The following is a 16,167-nucleotide window of genomic DNA, read 5'->3' as shown; positions in this document are numbered from 1 at the left end:
AGTGTGTGGACCGAAAAGCGGCGAAGCGCGTGATTCTCCTGTGAACTGGGAGAAGTGCCGTGGGCGATGAATGGGTGACTCTGGGTGCTCGAACCTGGGCGCGACGAGGTGCGCATTTCCGCCTCCCCCTCAGGGCCTGCGTATACGTGACAGTCACGATGTCACGGAGCGGCGGCGCGGAAGTGGATGCTGGCGGTGTGTCCAAATAGTTACCTCAATGTCCGGCCGGTTTTCGGTCGCCCAGTCTGACCTGGGGGATTGGCCCTAATGCGGACAGGGTGGGGATTACGGCCACGGTTGGCGTCGGATGATCTTGCTTGATGGGCATCAATCGCCCGAAGCGAGCCCTTCTCGCCCATTGGTACGCTATGCACCGCACGCGCACCACGACAGTGTCGGTGCGCGGCGCCTCTCCTCCCAGGCGAGTCCGGCGGACAGTCTTCACATCTCCCCACATTCCCACTGCTTCCTGCTTCTGGTGGACCACTGTGGTCATGCCGACCTTCCGGTCTGGAGCGGTCCGATCCCTGGGTTCAACAGCCGTTCGAGGCGGTGACACGAAAGGTTGCGAGGGTCCGTGTCGACACGAGCGACGAAAAGCGGGGCCAGCGCTCAGAGCGAGGCAGCGCAGGCCGAAAACGCCGATGCCAAGCCCCGGCGCAGAGCCAACTGGTGGCGGCCACGTAACTGGCGGGTGCGCTCCCGACTGGTGGCCCTCATCGTCATCCCGACCGCCGTCGCGCTAGCGCTCGGCGGACTGCGGGTCTACGAGGCCTCGGTCTCCACCGTCACCCACGCGCACATCGAGGACCGCGCCCAGGTGGGCGTCCTCATCGTGGACCTGGCCAACCAGCTGGGCCGCGAGCGCACGGCCAGCGCCGTCTACATCTCCGACAACGCGGACCCGGACCGGCGATCCGCCGACCTCCGCCAGGAGATGGACACCGAGCGAGCCGCCACACTCGACCTCCAGAGCACCCTGAACGCCCGCCTGGACGACATGGGCACGATGGACGGCGACCTGGCGCAGACCCGACTCGCCGCGATGCGCAGCCAGCTCTCCACGCTGGAGTCGCTGCGCACCGAGGTCGACACCACCCGCATCACGGTCCTTCCCGTCGTGACCAAGTACCGGACCATCGCCCGGTCGCTCTCCGACTTCAACCAGACCATCGCGGACGAGACCAACGACACCGAGCTCCGTGAGGCCGTCCGCGCCCTCACCGCGCTGTCGAACGCCCGCGACCAGCTCTCCTACGAGACCGCGCTGATGGGCCACTCGCTGGCCCGCAACACGATGACCGGCGGCATCTCCGAGGCCATCGACTCCAGCCGGGCCCGCTACGAGAACGAGATCTCGAACTTCATCCAGGCCGCCTCGCCCCAGCAGCGCGCGGTCTTCGACGAGAACTTCACCGGCCTGGAGGTCAGCCAGGTCTCCACCATGCGTATGCGCGTCATGTACCGCGCCGACCGTGGCGACCCCCTGACCAACGTCACCCCCAACGACGGCCCCGAGGACTACGCGGCCATCGCGGACACGGCCCTGGAGCGCCTCCAGACCGTCGAGTCCAGCCTGGCCGAGGGCATCGCCGCCGACGCCAACGACCTGCGCGGCCAGGCCCTGGTCCGCACGATCATGGACCTCATCATCGTCGCGGGCGTGCTCCTGGCGGTCTTCATCCTGACCTCCCTCGTGGTCCGCTCCCTCGTGCGCCCGCTGCGCACCCTGGAGGACGGCGCCCGCCGCGTCGCGGAACGCGACCTGCCCGAGGCGATCAACCGGATGCAGGAGGCCGGTACGGCCCCCGAGTCCGTCAAGGTCACCCCCATCGAGGTGCACACCCACGACGAGATCGGTGAGGTGGCCCGCGCCTTCGACGACGTCCACCGCGTCGCCCTGACCCTGGCCTCCGACGAGGCCGGACTGCGCAGCAACGTCAACGCGATGTTCGTCAACCTGTCCCGCCGAAGCCAGACCCTGGTGGAGCGGCAGCTGCGCCTCATCGACGGTCTGGAGCAGTCCGAGCAGGACGCCGACCGCCTCTCCGACCTCTTCCAGCTGGACCACCTCGCCACGCGCATGCGGCGCAACAACGAGAACCTGCTGGTCCTGTCCGGTCAGGACAACACCCGCAAGTGGGCTCAGCCCGTCCCGCTGGTCGACGTCCTCCGAGGCGCCGTCTCCGAGGTCGAGCAGTACGAGCGCGTCAACGTGCGCGCCCCCTCCCACATCTCGGTGCTCGGCCGCCCGGTCAACGACGTCATCCACCTCGTCGCGGAGCTGGTGGAGAACGCCACCTCGTTCTCCCCGCACGACACCGAGGTGCTGGTCAGCGCCAAGATCATGGACAACGGATCCGTGCAGGTCGACGTGACCGACAGCGGCATCGGCATGGCCCCGGAGGACCTGGCGGCGGTCAACGCCCGCCTGGCCGCCCCGCCGGTCATCGACGTCGCGGTCTCGCGCCGCATGGGCCTGTTCGTGGTCTCGCGCCTGGCGCACCGCCACGGCATCCGCATGAGCCTCAAGGAGGCGCACGGCGGCGGCACCACCGCCAGCGTCGTCTTCCCGCCGGACCTGCTCATCACCCCGGTCGAGGGCCAGCACGCCCTGGGCGGGGCCGACAGCCGTCCCGAGCTGTCCGCCGGGGCCCCCGACACCTTCGCCGAGGCCGAGGCGGCCTTCGCCGCCAGCCCCGCCGCGGAGGAGCCGGGCGACCCCTGGAACAGCCAGGAGTCCGGCGACCTCGCGGGCGACCTGGGCGGCCTGCCCAAGCGCAAGCCCGTCGGCGGTCGGCCGGAGGAGCACCCGCCCAGCGGCCAGGACCTGTGGAACACCACCAGTACCGGCTCGGTCTGGGAGGCGCCCAACCGCGCCGAGGGCCTGTCGCCCAACAGCGGCCTGACCGACAACGCCAACCCGGTCGTGGACCCCTACGACGTGCCCGAGGAGGACGAGCCGAAGCAGGAGGGGCCCACCGGTCGCAGCCTGTTCGACCCGGCCCCCCGCAACAGTGCCGACACGGGTTCGTTCAGCGCCCCGGACACCGGCTCGTTCCGCCGGCCCACCGACACGGGCGCCTTCGGCCGCCCCGCCTCGGACACGGGCTCCTTCGGGCGGTCCGCCGAGCCCGAGAACCGGAGCACGGAGTCCTACGACGCCTTCGGCACCGGTACCCACCGGAGCGGGGCCTTCGACACCGGCTCCGGCAGGTCGGAGACCCCGGCGGCACCGGCGCGCGGCGAGGACAACACCGAGACCTTCCCGGCGATCTCCTCCTGGGACACCGGCGCCCAGCAGCCCGACCAGGCACCGCCGCAGGCCCAGCAGCCCCAGCAGCCCGAACCCAACACCACGGGCAACTGGCGGGGCGGGGGCGACTCGCGGGAGGGCTACGGTTCCACGGCCTACCTGTCGCGCCGCTACGGTGGTGCCCAGGGCCCGAACAACACCGTCGTCCCGGCGGCGCCGTCCGGTGAGGACGCCGACTCGCTGCCGATCTTCGACGCGATCGAGTCCAACTGGTTCAAGCGCCGGACCGGCGGTCCCACCGTGGACACCACCGAGACCGGTCCGATCCAGCAGGTGCCTCCGGCGCCCAAGGACACGCCGGAGCCCCAGCGCACGCGCAGGGACACCGCCCAGCAGCAGCCCGCGGCCAACCCCCGCTCCGACCAGGAGTGGAACTCGGCGGCGGACCGCGGCTGGAAGGCCGCACGCACCGCGGCCGAGCCGCTCGCCGGTGGTCTGACCACCTCGGGCTTGCCAAAACGGGTTCCCAAGGCAAACCTTGTTCCTGGTACCGCACCCAAGCCGGAGAACTTCAAGCAGATGCCCACCCGAAGCGCGGACCGTGTCCGCAACCGCTTCTCGGGCTTCCAGAAGGGTGTCCGGGACGGTCGGAACCGGCTCGGCGACAGTTCGACAGAGGAGTGACCCAAGTGGCCAGTGGTGGGACGGGGTCCCTCACAGCCCCGGAAGCCGGATGCAATAGCATCTACCGAGCTTCTCGGACGCACCACACCCATCGCTTGACGAGAGCGGAACACCAGACTCCCGGTCACCCCCACGGGAGGGGCCGGGTGGTTCGCAAAGGCAGTGCTGTCACATGCCGTGCCGGCGGTAGCAGTGCCCACAGATCGACCGGCGAACTTGGACAGGAGATCAGATGAGTCGACAGGTGAATGAACTCAACTGGTTGATCACTGACTTTGCCGACCGGGTACCCGATGTCGCCCACGCGATCGTCGTCTCCTCTGACGGCCTTCCGTTGGCTTCGTCCGCGGGCTTCCCGGCCGACCGGGCCGACCAGCTGGCCGCAATCGCCTCTGGTCTGTCCAGCCTGACGCAGGGCGCGGCCCGGGTGTTCGAGGGTGGAGCGGTCGCCCAGACCGTCGTCGAGATGGAGCGGGGGCTGATGCTCATCATGGCCATCAGCGACGGCTCCTGTCTCGCCGTCCTCGCGGCGGCCGAGAGCGACCTGGGTCTGGTCGCGTACGAGATGACCCTGCTCGTCGAGCGGGCGGGGCGGGCGCTGACACCAACGGCGCGCACCTCGGGAATCCACTGATCCACCACCGACAGGAGGAAGTGGTGGCACCTCACAGTAGAGATGCCGGGAGCGCCTCGTGGTTCGGACAACAGCCGGGCCATCCCCCCACGGGAGGGATGCCGGCCGTTCCGGGCGGCGGAGATGTTCCTCGACCAATCCAACAACCGTATGACCAACGACCCGCGCCGGGCAGCGCCCCCAGTTCGCTGGTGCGCCCCTACGCGGTCACCAAGGGCCGTACCAAGCCGAAGTCTCAGCTTCCACTGGAGGCGCTGATCTCGGCCACCGCGGCGGCCCGGAACGAGTCAGGGACGCTGACGCCTGAATGGCAGGCGATCAGTGACCTGTGTCGGGAATGGCGATCCGTGGCGGAGATCTCCGCGCTGTTGCGGATGCCTCTCGGTGTGGCGCGGGTGCTTGTGGCGGACATGTCCGAGCAGGGACTGGTCCAGATCAGGTCTTCGCTCAACAACGACGCTCGCCCCAACACCAACCTGCTTGAAAGGGTGCTCAGTGGACTTCGCAAGCTCTAGCCCAGCCGAGGAAGGCGGTGCTGGGGGGAACGCGATGACGTCGGTCAAGATCGTCGTCGCCGGGGGCTTCGGTGTCGGGAAGACGACATTCGTTGGCTCCGTCTCCGAGATCGTGCCGCTGACGACCGAGGCGGTCATGACCAGCGCCAGCGTCGGGGTGGACGACCTCGCCAAGACGCCGGACAAGCAGACCACGACCGTCGCCATGGACTTCGGCCGTGTCTCCCTCGACTCCGACCTGATCCTGTACCTGTTCGGCACCCCCGGACAGCACCGGTTCTGGTTCATGTGGGACGACCTGGTCAAGGGTGCCATCGGCGCGGTCGTGCTGGTGGACACGCGCCGCCTGGCCGACTGCTTCCCCGCGATCGACTACTTCGAAGAGGCACGTCTGCCCTTCATCGTGGGCATCAACGGGTTCGACGGCTACTACCCCCACGCCGCGGACGAGGTCCGGGACGCGCTCACGCTCAGCCCGGAGATTCCCATCGTCCAGGTGGACGCCCGTGACAAGGCCTCCACCAAGACGACGCTCATCACCCTCGTCGAGCACGCGATCACGGTGGGGGACCCCGAGGGCGCCGCCGGGCAGCAGCCCACCTCCACCGGGGGCCAGAACTCCTGGCGCTGACCAGGACCTGCCCCGGGCCCGGGGTCCCGCACGGAGTACGGCCCGGTTCCCGCACGTCGGGAACCGGGCGTCCGTGTCCCCCCTGAACTGGCATCATGGCGGTATGACCTCCTCCTCCCAGCCTGACGCGGCCGAGATGACCCGACGCTTCCGAGACGTGGCCGAACGGGTGCTCGACGCCCTGTTGTCGGACGCGCCCGAGTGGGCACTGGACCTGGGGGACACCCGGGGAGCGCGTCGGCTGACCGACCACTCCGTCGAGGCCGACTCCCGCCGCGTCGGCGTCCTCACCGACGCCCTGGGTGCCCTGGACGAGATCGACGCGGACCTGCTCACTGCCGACGACCTGGTCGACCTGGAGATGCTCCGGACCAGGATCAGCGCCGACCTGTGGCACACCACCGAACTGCGCCCGCACACGTGGAACCCCCTGGTCCACTCCCCGGGCGAGGCCCTGCACGCCCTCCTCGAACGGGAGACCCTGCCCGCGGAGGAGCGCCTGGCGGCCCTGACCGCCCGCTGCGCCGCCCTGCCGGCCTACCTGGACACGGCGCGCGTCCGCCTGTCCGAGGGCCCCGGCATGCCCCGCGTGCACGTGGAGACCGCCCTGGGGCAGCTGGAGGGCGCCCGGACGATGCTCGACGAGGACGTCCCCGCCCTGGCCGCCCGGCACCCCGAACACGCCTCGGAGCTCGAACCCGCGCGGGCCGCCGCCCTGGCCGCGCTCGACGAGTACACCTCCTGGATGCGCGCCGAGCTGGAGTTCGCCACCGGGAACCCGCGTCTGGGCGCCCGGGCGTTCGCCGCCCAGCTCTGGTACACGCTCGACTCCGAACTCTCCCCGGAGGCGCTCCTGGTGCGCGCCGAGAGCGACCTCCTGGCCACGGAGGAGGCCCTGGCCGAGGCCGCCGCCGAGTACGCGGGCGAGCCCCGTCGTCCCGGTCAGGTGGCCGAGGTGCTCTCCGCCCTGGCCGACGGGTTCGAGATCGGCCCGGAGGGGGTCGTCCCGTCCTGCACGGACGCCCTCGCGCACCTCTACGCCCGGGTCCGGGAACTGGACCTCGCGACCGTCCACGACGACCCGGTCGAGGTCATCCCGATGCCGACCTCCCGACGGGGCGTGGCCGTGGCCTACTGCGACGCGCCCGGGGCGCTCGACCCCGACGCCTCCTCGCAGCCCACCTTCATCGCCGTGGCACCGCCGCCCGAGGAGTGGCCCGCCGAGCGCCGGGCGTCCTTCCTGCGCGAGTACAACGCGGGCATGCTGCGCAACCTGATGGTCCACGAGGCCCTGCCCGGGCACGCCCTCCAGCTCGCCCACGCCGGGCGCCACCGGGGCCACACCCGGGTGCGCTCGGTACTGAGCAGCGGCACCTTCGTCGAGGGGTGGGCGGTGCACGCCGAGGGCGTCCTGGCCGCGCACGGGTGGTCCGGCGGCGCCGATCCCGCCACCCGCCGCGCCAACCTGGGGCTGCGTCTGGTCCAGCTCAAGATGCGGCTGCGGGCCGTCCTCAACGCCATCCTCGACGTGCGGGTGCACACCGGGGACCTCACCGAGTCCGAGGCCGTCGCCCTGCTGACCGAACGCGGCCACCAGGAGGAGGGCGAGGCCGTCGGCAAGTGGCGGCGCGCCCTGCTCACCAGCGCCCAGCTGTCCACCTACTACGTGGGCTACGCGGAGGTCTCCGACATCGCCCGCGACCTGGCCCTGGCGCGCCCCGACGAGCCGGTCGGCCGCCTGCACGACGCCATGCTGGCCCACGGCAACCCGTCCCCGCGCCACCTGCGCACCCTGCTCGGGCTCTGAGACCGCAGACCGCGGCGCGCCACCCGGGGGGCGTGCCGCAGCCCCGCCGCGCCACCCCCGGGGCGCCGGGTCCGGCGCTTCACCCACCGGGCGCTCCTATGCTGGACGCGCGGCACGAAGCGGTCAGGCGAGGGGAGCGGACGAGCCATGCGCGGTACCCACGACGAACCCGTGAGCGGTGCGGGCGCGCCTCCCGGCGCCGGAACCGGAACCCCGGACGGCCACGAACGGCTCTGGACACCCCACCGCATGGCCTACGTCAAGGGCGAGGGGAAGCCGACCGGACCCGGGTCCGACGACGGCTGCCCCTTCTGCCGCGCCCCCGGACTGCCGGACGAGGAGGGCCTGGTGGTCGCGCGCGGCCGGTCCGCCTTCGCGGTCCTCAACCTGTACCCGTACAACAGCGGTCACCTGCTGGTCTGCCCCTACCGGCACGTCTCCGAGTACACGGCGCTGGACGGGACGGAGACCGCCGAGGTCGCCGCGCTCACCCAGGCCGGGATCCGGGCGCTCACCGAGGCCTACGGCCCCGGGGGCTTCAACGTCGGCATGAACCTCGGTACCGTGGCCGGTGCCGGGATCGCCGCCCACCTCCACCAGCACGTCGTGCCCCGCTGGGGCGGCGACACCAACTTCATGCCCGTGATCGGACAGACCCGGGTCCTGCCCGAGATGCTGGAGCGGACCCGTTCCAGGCTGGCCGAGCTCTGGCCCCGGAAGTGAGGCCGGGACCACCCGAACCCCCCATCCCACCGACTCCCCGTGGTCGACGCCACCCCCAGTGGGTGCGGCTCCCACCCCGACGACCGTTCCCGCCCTACGATCACTAGAAGACATGCTGAGAATCCTTCGCCCCTTGACCTCCCGGGTCACCGCTCCGCTCGGCCGGAGCCTGGCCCGCATCGGCCTGACGCCCAACATCGTCACCATCGTCGGTGCCACCGGTGTCGTCGTCAGTGCCCTCTACTTCTATCCCCGAGGCCAGCTCTACGCGGGCTCGGTCGTCATCACCGTCTTCGCGCTCTTCGACATGCTCGACGGGGCGGTGGCCCGGGCCAAGGACAGCGCCAGCGCCTTCGGGGCCTTCCTCGACTCCAGCCTCGACCGTGTGGCCGACGCCGCGATCCTCGCCGGGCTCATGTGGTGGTTCGTGGGTGAGGGCGACGATCCCATGCTCGCCGGGCTCACCCTGTTCTGCCTGATCAGCGGCTTCATGGTCTCCTACATCAAGGCGCGGGCGGAGGGCCTGGGCGTCAACTGCGACGTCGGCGTGGCCGAACGCACCGAACGCCTGATCATCGTGCTCGTGGCGGTCGGCCTCAGCGAGCTCGGCGTGCCGTACATCCTCGCGGGCGGCCTCTGGCTGCTGGCCGTGATGAGCCTGCTCACCGTCCTCCAGCGCCTCGTCGAGACCCGCGCCCGCCTCAACGACCCCGGCTTCGTCGAGGACAAGGGCGAGGGCGACGGCGAGAAGACCAGCAACGGCGCCTGACCACACCCCCGAAGGGACCGAAGCACCAGAGGACGAGGAAGACGACGTGGACGAACGCATGGCCGACCTGGCCTACTCGGCGGGGTGGACCCTCGTCCGCCGCGCACCCGAGGCGGCGGGCCGGGCGGTGTTCCAGGGGCTGGCCGACCGGGCCTGGCGCACCCACAACGACGGCACCCGGGGGCTGGAGCGCAACCTGCGCAGGCCGGTCGGGCCGCACGCCACGGACGCGCAGCTCAGGGCGTTGTCCAAGGCGGGGATGCGCTCCTACATGCGCTACTACTACGAGATGTTCCGGCTGCCCGCCATGGACCGGGAGCACCTCCTCGCCCGCACCCGCCAGACCGGGATCGAGGTGCTGGAGGAGCACGTCCGGTCCGGGCGCGGCGTGGTGGCGGCACTGCCGCACATGGGCAACTGGGACCACGCCGGGGCGTGGATGGCCGCGCGCGGCACCCCGCTCACCACCGTGGCCCAGCGGCTGCGCCCCGAGAGCCTCTACCAGCGGTTCACCTCCTACCGGGAGTCCCTGGGGATGGAGGTCCTGCCACTGACCGGAGGCGCCGCCAACACCGTCGGGGTGCTCTCCCGCCGCCTGCGCGAGGGCGGTCTGGTGTGCCTGCTCGCGGACCGCGACGTCAACGGCACCGGGCTGGAGGTGGACCTCTTCGGTGAGAGGGCGCGCGTCCCCTCCGGGCCCGCCGCGCTCGCCCTGAACACCGGGGCCGCCCTCATGCCGGTCTCCCTCTGGTACGACGGCCCGTACTGGAACATCCGCGTCCACGACGAGGTCCCCGTCGCCACCGAGGGCTCCCGCACCCGGCGCGTCCACGACACCACCCAGGCGCTGGTCCGGGTCTTCGAGGGCGCCATCGCGGAGCACCCCGAGAACTGGCACATGCTCCAGGCCGTCTTCAGCGCCGACCACGACGCCGACCGCGTCCGCCGCCACGAGGCCGAGGCGGCGGTCGCGCCCGCCCTGGAAGCGCGGCGGTGATCCGGGCGCTGACGCGGACCGGACCCCCGGACGACACGACCCCAGAGGAGGAAGGGAGCGGGATGCGCGTCGGGATCGTCTGCCCCTACGCCTGGGACGTGCCCGGCGGGGTGCAGCAGCACGTGGGCGACCTCGCGGAGGCGCTGGGCGCGATGGGCCACGAGGTCTCCGTCCTGGCGCCGCTCGGTGACCCCGACCACCCGATCCCGCCGTACCTGGTCCCGGCCGGACGCCCGGTCCCGGTGCCCTACAACGGTTCGGTGGCCCGCCTCAGTTTCGGGCCGCGCACGGCCGCGCGGGTCCGCCGGTGGATCACCGAGGGCCGCTTCGACCTGCTGCACATCCACGAACCCGCCGCGCCCAGCGTCTCCCTCCTGGCCTGCTGGGCGGCGGACGGACCCGTCGTGGCGACCTTCCACACCTCGAACCCGCGCTCACGCGCCATGGCCGCGAGCTCGGGCGCCCTCCGCTCGGCGCTGGAGAAGATCAACGCCCGCGTGGCCGTCTCCGAGGCGGCCCGGCGCACCCTGGTCGAACACGTGGGCGGAGACGCCGTGCTCATCCCCAACGGGGTGTCCGTACGCCGCTTCGCGCAGGCCGAACCGCTGCCCGGCTGGCCGGGGCGGGGCGGCTCCATCGGGTTCCTGGGCCGACTCGACGAACCCCGCAAGGGCCTGGCCGTACTCCTGGAGGCCTTCTCCCGGATGGCCCCGCACCGCCCCGGGCTGCGGCTGCTCGTGGCCGGACCGGGGGAGGCCGACCTGTCCGGGGTCCCCGACTCCGTGCGTGAGCGCGTGGTGCTCCTCGGGCGGCTCGACGACGCCGACAAGGTCCGCGCCTACCACTCCACCGACGTCTTCTGCGCGCCCAACCTGGGCGGGGAGAGCTTCGGCATCGTCCTGACCGAGGCGATGGCGTCCGGGGCCGCGATCGTCGCCAGCGACATCCCCGCCTTCGCCGCCGTCCTGAACGACGGCGCCGCGGGGGAGCTCTTCCGGGTCGGTGACCCTGACCACCTGGCCGAACGCGCCGGGGCCCTGCTCGACTCGCCCGAACGCCGGGCCGCGCTGTCGGAGGCCGCGCGCGGCGCGGTGCGCGCCTACGACTGGGCCACGGTCGCCGCCGACATCGCCCACGTGTACGAGACCGTCCTGTCGTGGGACGACCGGGGCCACCCCGGGGTACGGGCGGACGGCGGCCCCCGTGCCCCCGGCGCGGCGCGGCGCGGACACCCGAGGCCTCGGGGTGAGCGGCCCTGATCGAGGACGTTCGCTTCGTCACACTGGTCGCGTCGATCCTGCTCGTGCTGGTCCTGCTCGGCTTCTACCTGTCGTGGCGGGCCACCCGGCTCGACCGACTCCACCACCGGGTGGAGACCGCGCGCGCCGCCCTGGACGCCGCCCTGTTGCGCCGGGCCGCCGCCGTCCTGGACCTGGCGGCCGACCCCGGCCTGGAACCGGGGGAGGCGCGGGAACTGGCCGCCGCCGCCAACAGCGCGCGCCGGGCCGGGGAGGGAGGGCGCGAACTCGCGGAGAGCCGACTCTCCCAGGCACTGCGCGCCGCCCTGGACCGTCCGCACGGCGGACCCGACCCGGAGCGGTTGGACGAGGTGACGGTGGCCGCGCGCGGCGTGTACCTGGCCCGGGTGTTCCACAACGACGCCGTGTCCGACACGCGTCGCGCGCGCCTCTCCCGACTGGTCCGGCTCCTGCGTCTGGCGGGCACCGCGGCGCTGCCCGACTACTTCGAGATGGACGACCGGCCGCCCCGGCGCTGAACCGGGGCCCGGTCCCCTTGTGCGGACGGGGTGGCCACACGTCACACACCGATACTCCAGCCTGGCCAAAGGCGGCGAATCGGGTGGAACTAGGATGGGACGTTGGTCGACCCGGTGCGCGCCACCGACGGTGCCCGCGTGTGCGCGTGCGGTCGTCGGGAGCGCCGCGCCGCGTCGCACCCAGGTCGTGCTCCCGGCCGCGCGGGCGTCCGGAGAGCGGGTCCTGGCCCCCAGTCAGCCGAACGAACGGGAGACCACCACCGTGGCCACCAACGCAGCGAACACCTCCGACAACGCCGTCGGTACCCAGCGCGTCAAGCGCGGCATGGCCGAGCAGCTCAAGAACGGCGTCATCATGGACGTCGTCACGCCCGAGCAGGCCAAGATCGCGGAGGACGCCGGTGCCGTCGCCGTCATGGCCCTGGAGCGGGTCCCCGCCGACATCCGCAAGGACGGCGGCGTCGCCCGGATGTCCGACCCCGACATGATCGACGGCATCGTCGAGGCGGTCTCCATCCCGGTCATGGCCAAGGTCCGGATCGGACACTTCGTCGAGGCGCAGGTCCTGGAGTCGCTCGGCGTCGACTTCATCGACGAGTCCGAGGTCCTCACCCCCGCCGACGAGGCGTACCACATCGACAAGTGGGCGTTCACCGTTCCCTTCGTCTGCGGCGCCACCAACCTCGGTGAGGCCCTGCGCCGGATCGCCGAGGGCGCGGCCATGATCCGCTCCAAGGGCGAGGCCGGTACCGGCAACGTCGTCGAGGCCACCCGCCACATGCGCTCCATCAACGGTGAGATCAAGCGCCTGGGCACCCTGGACGAGCCCGAGCTGTTCGGCGCCGCCAAGGAGCTGCGCGCCCCGTACGAGATCGTCAAGGAGGTGGCGCGCCTGGGCAAGCTGCCCGTCCCGCTGTTCTCCGCCGGCGGCGTGGCCACCCCCGCCGACGCCGCGCTCATGCGCCAGCTGGGCGCCCAGAGCGTGTTCGTCGGCTCGGGCATCTTCAAGTCCGGCGACCCCGCCAAGCGCGCCGACGCCATCGTGCAGGCCACCCTGCACTACGAGGACCCGGCCGTGATCGCCCGCGTCTCGCGCGGCCTGGGCGAGGCCATGGTCGGCATCAACCTGGACGAGCTCTCGGACTCCCAGCGCTACGCCGGTCGTGGCTGGTAGCCGGAGCCCCGACCGCCGAACCCACGACCGACGAGGCAGTACGTGACCGCCAACCCCACCATCGGTGTGCTCGCCCTCCAGGGCGACGTGGCCGAACACACGCACATGCTGCGGGACCTGGGCGCCCGCACCGCGCGGGTCCTGTCCGCCGACCAGCTCGACACCGTCGACGGCCTGGTGATCCCGGGCGGCGAGTCGACCACCATGTCCAAGCTCGCCGTCCGGTACGACCTGATGAAGCCGCTGCGCGCACGGGTCGCGGACGGTATGCCCGTCTACGGGACGTGCGCCGGGATGATCATGCTGGCCGACCGTGTTCTGGGGGGAACGGCGGACCAGGAGACCGTGGGCGGCATCGACATGACGGTGCGCCGCAACGCCTTCGGACGCCAGACGGAGTCCTTCGAGACCGGCGTGCGGATCGACGGGATCGGTGACGACCCCTTCGACGCCGTGTTCATCCGCGCGCCCTGGGTGGAGTCGGTCGGCCCGCGGGTGTCGGTCCTCGGTAGCGTCTCCGGCCCGAACGAGGCCGGTAGGATCGTCGCCGTACGACAGGGCGGCCTGATGGCGACGTCCTTCCATCCCGAACTCACCGGCGACACGCGTATCCACCGCCTCTTCGTCGACATCGTGAAAGGACTTGCATGAGCGGCCACTCCAAGTGGGCCACCACCAAGCACAAGAAAGCCGTCATCGATGCCAAGCGCGGCAAGCTGTTCGCCAAGCTGATCAAGAACATCGAGGTGGCCGCGCGTACCGGTGGTGGGGACCCCGAAGGGAACCCGACGCTCTACGACGCCATCCAGAAGGCGAAGAAGAACTCGGTGCCCGCCGACAACATCGAGCGCGCCCGCAAGCGCGGCTCCGGTGAGGAGGCCGGTGGCGCCGAGTGGCAGACCATCATGTACGAGGGGTACGCCCCCGGCGGCGTGGCTCTGCTCGTGGAGTGCCTGACGGACAACCGCAACCGCGCCGCCTCCGAGGTGCGCGTGGCGGTCACCCGTAACGGCGGCAACATGGCCGACGCCGGTTCGGTGTCGTACATGTTCAACCGCAAGGGCGTCGTGATCGTGCCCAAGGAGGGCACCACCGAGGACGACGTGACCATGGCGGTGCTGGAGGCCGGTGCCGAGGAGGTCGAGGACCTCGGAGAGGCCTTCGAGATCGTCTGCGAGGCCACCGACCTGGTCCCGGTCCGCACCGCGCTCCAGGAGGCGGGCATCGACTACGAGTCCGCCGACTCCAGCTTCCTGCCGACCATGGAGGTCCCGGTCGACGCCGAGGGCGCCAAGAAGGTCATGCGGGTCGTGGACGCGCTGGAGGACTCCGACGACGTCCAGAACGTCTTCACCAACGCCGACATCCCCGACGAGGTCATGGCCGAGCTCTGAGGCCCGGGCCCGCACGGGACCACGCGTCGACGCCCGTGGCCGCACCCCCGAAACGGGGGCGCGGCCACGGGCGTTCCCGTGTCCGGAAACGGAAGGGCGGGGGCGGTGTCCGATTGAGTACAGTACGTGGTACCGCGCACCACCCCCGACAGGGGCGCGGCGATTCCCCCGACAACCGGCGAAGGAACCCCCATGAGCCAACCCCCGGAGTACACCCCGGACCCCTCGCAGCAGCCCTACGGGCAGCAGCCTCCCCAGCAGCCCCAGTCCGGCGGCTACCCGGGCGGCCAGTACTACCAGCAGCCCGCGCAGCAGCCCGGTGCCTACGCCCAGCCCGTGCAGAAGACCCCGGGCTTCTTCGGCGCGCTCTTCGACTTCTCCTTCCGGGAGTTCATCACCTCCCGGATCATCAGGATCGTCTACATCCTGTGGCTGGTCCTGATCGCCTTCGGGTTCCTGGCAGGCCTGGTCAGCTCCATCTCGCTCATGGGTGACCAGGACTTCGGCGTCCTCGGCTTCTTCATGCTGATCGGGACCTTCATCGGTACGGCGGTCTCCGTGCTGGTCGCCCGGATCACCCTGGAACTGCTCATCGTGGTCTTCCGCATCAGCGAGGACCTCAGCGCCCTGCGCAAGCGCGGCGGCCTCTAGGACGTCTCCCTGATCCGGTGGGTCGGCGGCTGACGGCCGCCGACCCGGGGACGTCAGGGGAGGCGGCGCAGGACCTCGGCGGTGAACTCGTCGGTCCCCGCCTCGCCGCCCAGGTCGCGGGTGCGCACCCGGCCCTCGGCCAGGACGGCGCGCACCGCGTCCATCATCTGCCCTCCCGCCTCGGGACGGCCCAGGTGGTCCAGCATCATCGACGCCGACCACAGCGCCCCCAGCGGGTTGGCCACCCCCTGACCCGCGATGTCGGGCGCCGAACCGTGCACCGGCTCGAACATCGACGGGTACTCGCGTTCGGGGTTGAGGTTGGCCGACGGGGCGATCCCGATCCCGCCGGCGACCGCCGCCGCGAGGTCGCTGAGGATGTCACCGAACAGGTTGGAGCCGACGATCACGTCGAACCTGGCCGGGTCCAGCACGACCTTCGCGGCCAGGGCGTCGATGTGCTCCTGGTCCCAGACCACGTCCGGGTGCAGCGCCGCCCGCTCCGCCACCAGCTCGTCCCAGAACGGCATGGTGTGCACGATCCCGTTGGACTTGGTGGCCGAGGTCAACCGGCCGCCGCGGCGCTCCGCGAGGTCGAAGCCGTACTCCAGGACCCGCTCCACGCCCTTCCGGGTGAAGACCGACTCCTGCACGGCGCGCTCCCGGGGGGTGCCCCGGTCGAAGCGGCCGCCCTCACGGGAGTACTCGCCCTCGTTGTTCTCCCGCACCACCACGAAGTCCACCTCGCCGGGCAGCGCGCGCGTCACCGGGCTGGGCACGCCCTCCAGGACGGTGATCGGCCGCAGGTTGACGTACTGGTGGAACTCGCGGCGGATGGGGATGAGCAGGCCCCACAGGGACACGTGGTCGGGCACGCCCGGCCAGCCCACCGCTCCCAGGAGGATGGCGTCGTGGTGGCGGATCCGGTCCAGGCCGTCCTCGGGCATCATCGCGCCGGTGTGCGCGAACCGCTCGCAGGACCAGTCGAACTCGTCGTAGGTCAGGGCGAACCCGTGGTGGGCCGCGACCCGGTCCAGGACGGCGGTCGCGGGGGCGACGACCTCACCGCCGATGCCGTCTCCGGGGATCGTGGCGATGCGGTACTGCTTCATGGGGTCTCCATCGGATGAGGTGGGCGGTCGAGGGGCGGGGGAG

The 16,167-nt window shown here is 71.5% G+C and carries 15 protein-coding genes; 14 read left to right on the top strand and 1 reads right to left on the bottom strand.

Going from position 1 to position 16,167, the window contains the following annotated elements; translation table 11 throughout:
* The first annotated feature begins 694 nt into the window (after positions 1-694).
* From AC0VYL_RS19120 to AC0VYL_RS19055, 14 genes are all read left to right on the top strand, one after another.
* Complete coding sequence (locus tag AC0VYL_RS19120; protein ID WP_475454664.1) at positions 695-3,940, top strand: sensor histidine kinase; 3,246 nt, start codon at positions 695-697, stop codon at positions 3,938-3,940.
* A 232-nt stretch (positions 3,941-4,172) separates the two neighbouring features.
* A complete protein-coding gene (locus AC0VYL_RS19115) occupies positions 4,173-4,574 on the top strand; it encodes a roadblock/LC7 domain-containing protein (protein ID WP_014909276.1) in 402 nt (133 codons plus the stop codon).
* A 98-nt stretch (positions 4,575-4,672) separates the two neighbouring features.
* Complete coding sequence (locus tag AC0VYL_RS19110; RefSeq protein ID WP_225942487.1) at positions 4,673-5,089, top strand: DUF742 domain-containing protein; 417 nt, start codon at positions 4,673-4,675, stop codon at positions 5,087-5,089.
* A gap of 34 nt (positions 5,090-5,123) precedes the next feature.
* Positions 5,124-5,720 (top strand): GTP-binding protein, encoded by a 597-nt coding sequence (locus AC0VYL_RS19105; RefSeq protein WP_378741247.1) that lies wholly within the window; start codon positions 5,124-5,126, stop codon positions 5,718-5,720.
* 136 nt (positions 5,721-5,856) lie between these two features.
* Entirely contained in the window at positions 5,857-7,527 is a 1,671-nt protein-coding gene (locus AC0VYL_RS19100) for a DUF885 domain-containing protein (protein ID WP_475483540.1), read from the top strand.
* A 147-nt stretch (positions 7,528-7,674) separates the two neighbouring features.
* Complete coding sequence (locus tag AC0VYL_RS19095; protein WP_475454661.1) at positions 7,675-8,250, top strand: HIT family protein; 576 nt, start codon at positions 7,675-7,677, stop codon at positions 8,248-8,250.
* 133 nt (positions 8,251-8,383) lie between these two features.
* On the top strand, positions 8,384-9,019 hold the full coding sequence (pgsA, locus tag AC0VYL_RS19090; RefSeq protein ID WP_475463141.1) for a phosphatidylinositol phosphate synthase: 636 nt from the start codon (positions 8,384-8,386) through the stop codon (positions 9,017-9,019).
* Positions 9,020-9,065: 46 nt separating this feature from the next.
* Complete coding sequence (locus tag AC0VYL_RS19085) at positions 9,066-10,016, top strand: phosphatidylinositol mannoside acyltransferase (RefSeq protein WP_475481036.1); 951 nt, start codon at positions 9,066-9,068, stop codon at positions 10,014-10,016.
* 62 nt (positions 10,017-10,078) lie between these two features.
* Entirely contained in the window at positions 10,079-11,275 is a 1,197-nt protein-coding gene (locus AC0VYL_RS19080; protein ID WP_475481035.1) for a glycosyltransferase family 4 protein, read from the top strand.
* A gap of 44 nt (positions 11,276-11,319) precedes the next feature.
* Positions 11,320-11,793 carry a hypothetical protein gene (locus tag AC0VYL_RS19075; RefSeq protein ID WP_475481034.1) on the top strand — a complete coding sequence of 158 codons (474 nt, stop codon included), beginning with the start codon at positions 11,320-11,322 and terminating at the stop codon, positions 11,791-11,793.
* A 262-nt stretch (positions 11,794-12,055) separates the two neighbouring features.
* Entirely contained in the window at positions 12,056-12,967 is a 912-nt protein-coding gene (gene pdxS, locus AC0VYL_RS19070; protein ID WP_475454653.1) for a pyridoxal 5'-phosphate synthase lyase subunit PdxS, read from the top strand.
* Positions 12,968-13,009: 42 nt separating this feature from the next.
* Entirely contained in the window at positions 13,010-13,618 is a 609-nt protein-coding gene (gene pdxT / locus AC0VYL_RS19065) for a pyridoxal 5'-phosphate synthase glutaminase subunit PdxT (RefSeq protein WP_475454651.1), read from the top strand.
* Positions 13,615-14,361 (top strand): YebC/PmpR family DNA-binding transcriptional regulator, encoded by a 747-nt coding sequence (locus AC0VYL_RS19060; protein WP_378741264.1) that lies wholly within the window; start codon positions 13,615-13,617, stop codon positions 14,359-14,361. The genes pdxT and AC0VYL_RS19060 overlap by 4 nt, the downstream gene beginning before the upstream one ends.
* Before the next feature lie 192 nt (positions 14,362-14,553).
* Positions 14,554-15,012, top strand: coding sequence for a DUF4282 domain-containing protein (locus AC0VYL_RS19055; protein WP_475481033.1), 459 nt, complete (start codon positions 14,554-14,556; stop codon positions 15,010-15,012).
* Positions 15,013-15,065: 53 nt separating this feature from the next.
* Here AC0VYL_RS19055 and AC0VYL_RS19050 read toward each other — a convergent pair whose 3' ends face one another.
* Positions 15,066-16,124 carry a tartrate dehydrogenase gene (locus tag AC0VYL_RS19050; RefSeq protein WP_475454647.1) on the bottom strand — a complete coding sequence of 353 codons (1,059 nt, stop codon included), beginning with the start codon at positions 16,122-16,124 and terminating at the stop codon, positions 15,066-15,068.
* Between the last annotated feature and the right edge of the window lie 43 nt (positions 16,125-16,167).

The sequence above is a fragment of the Nocardiopsis sp. iso_238 genome, from assembly GCF_056173325.1.
This window is presented reverse-complemented; position numbering and strand designations above follow the sequence as displayed.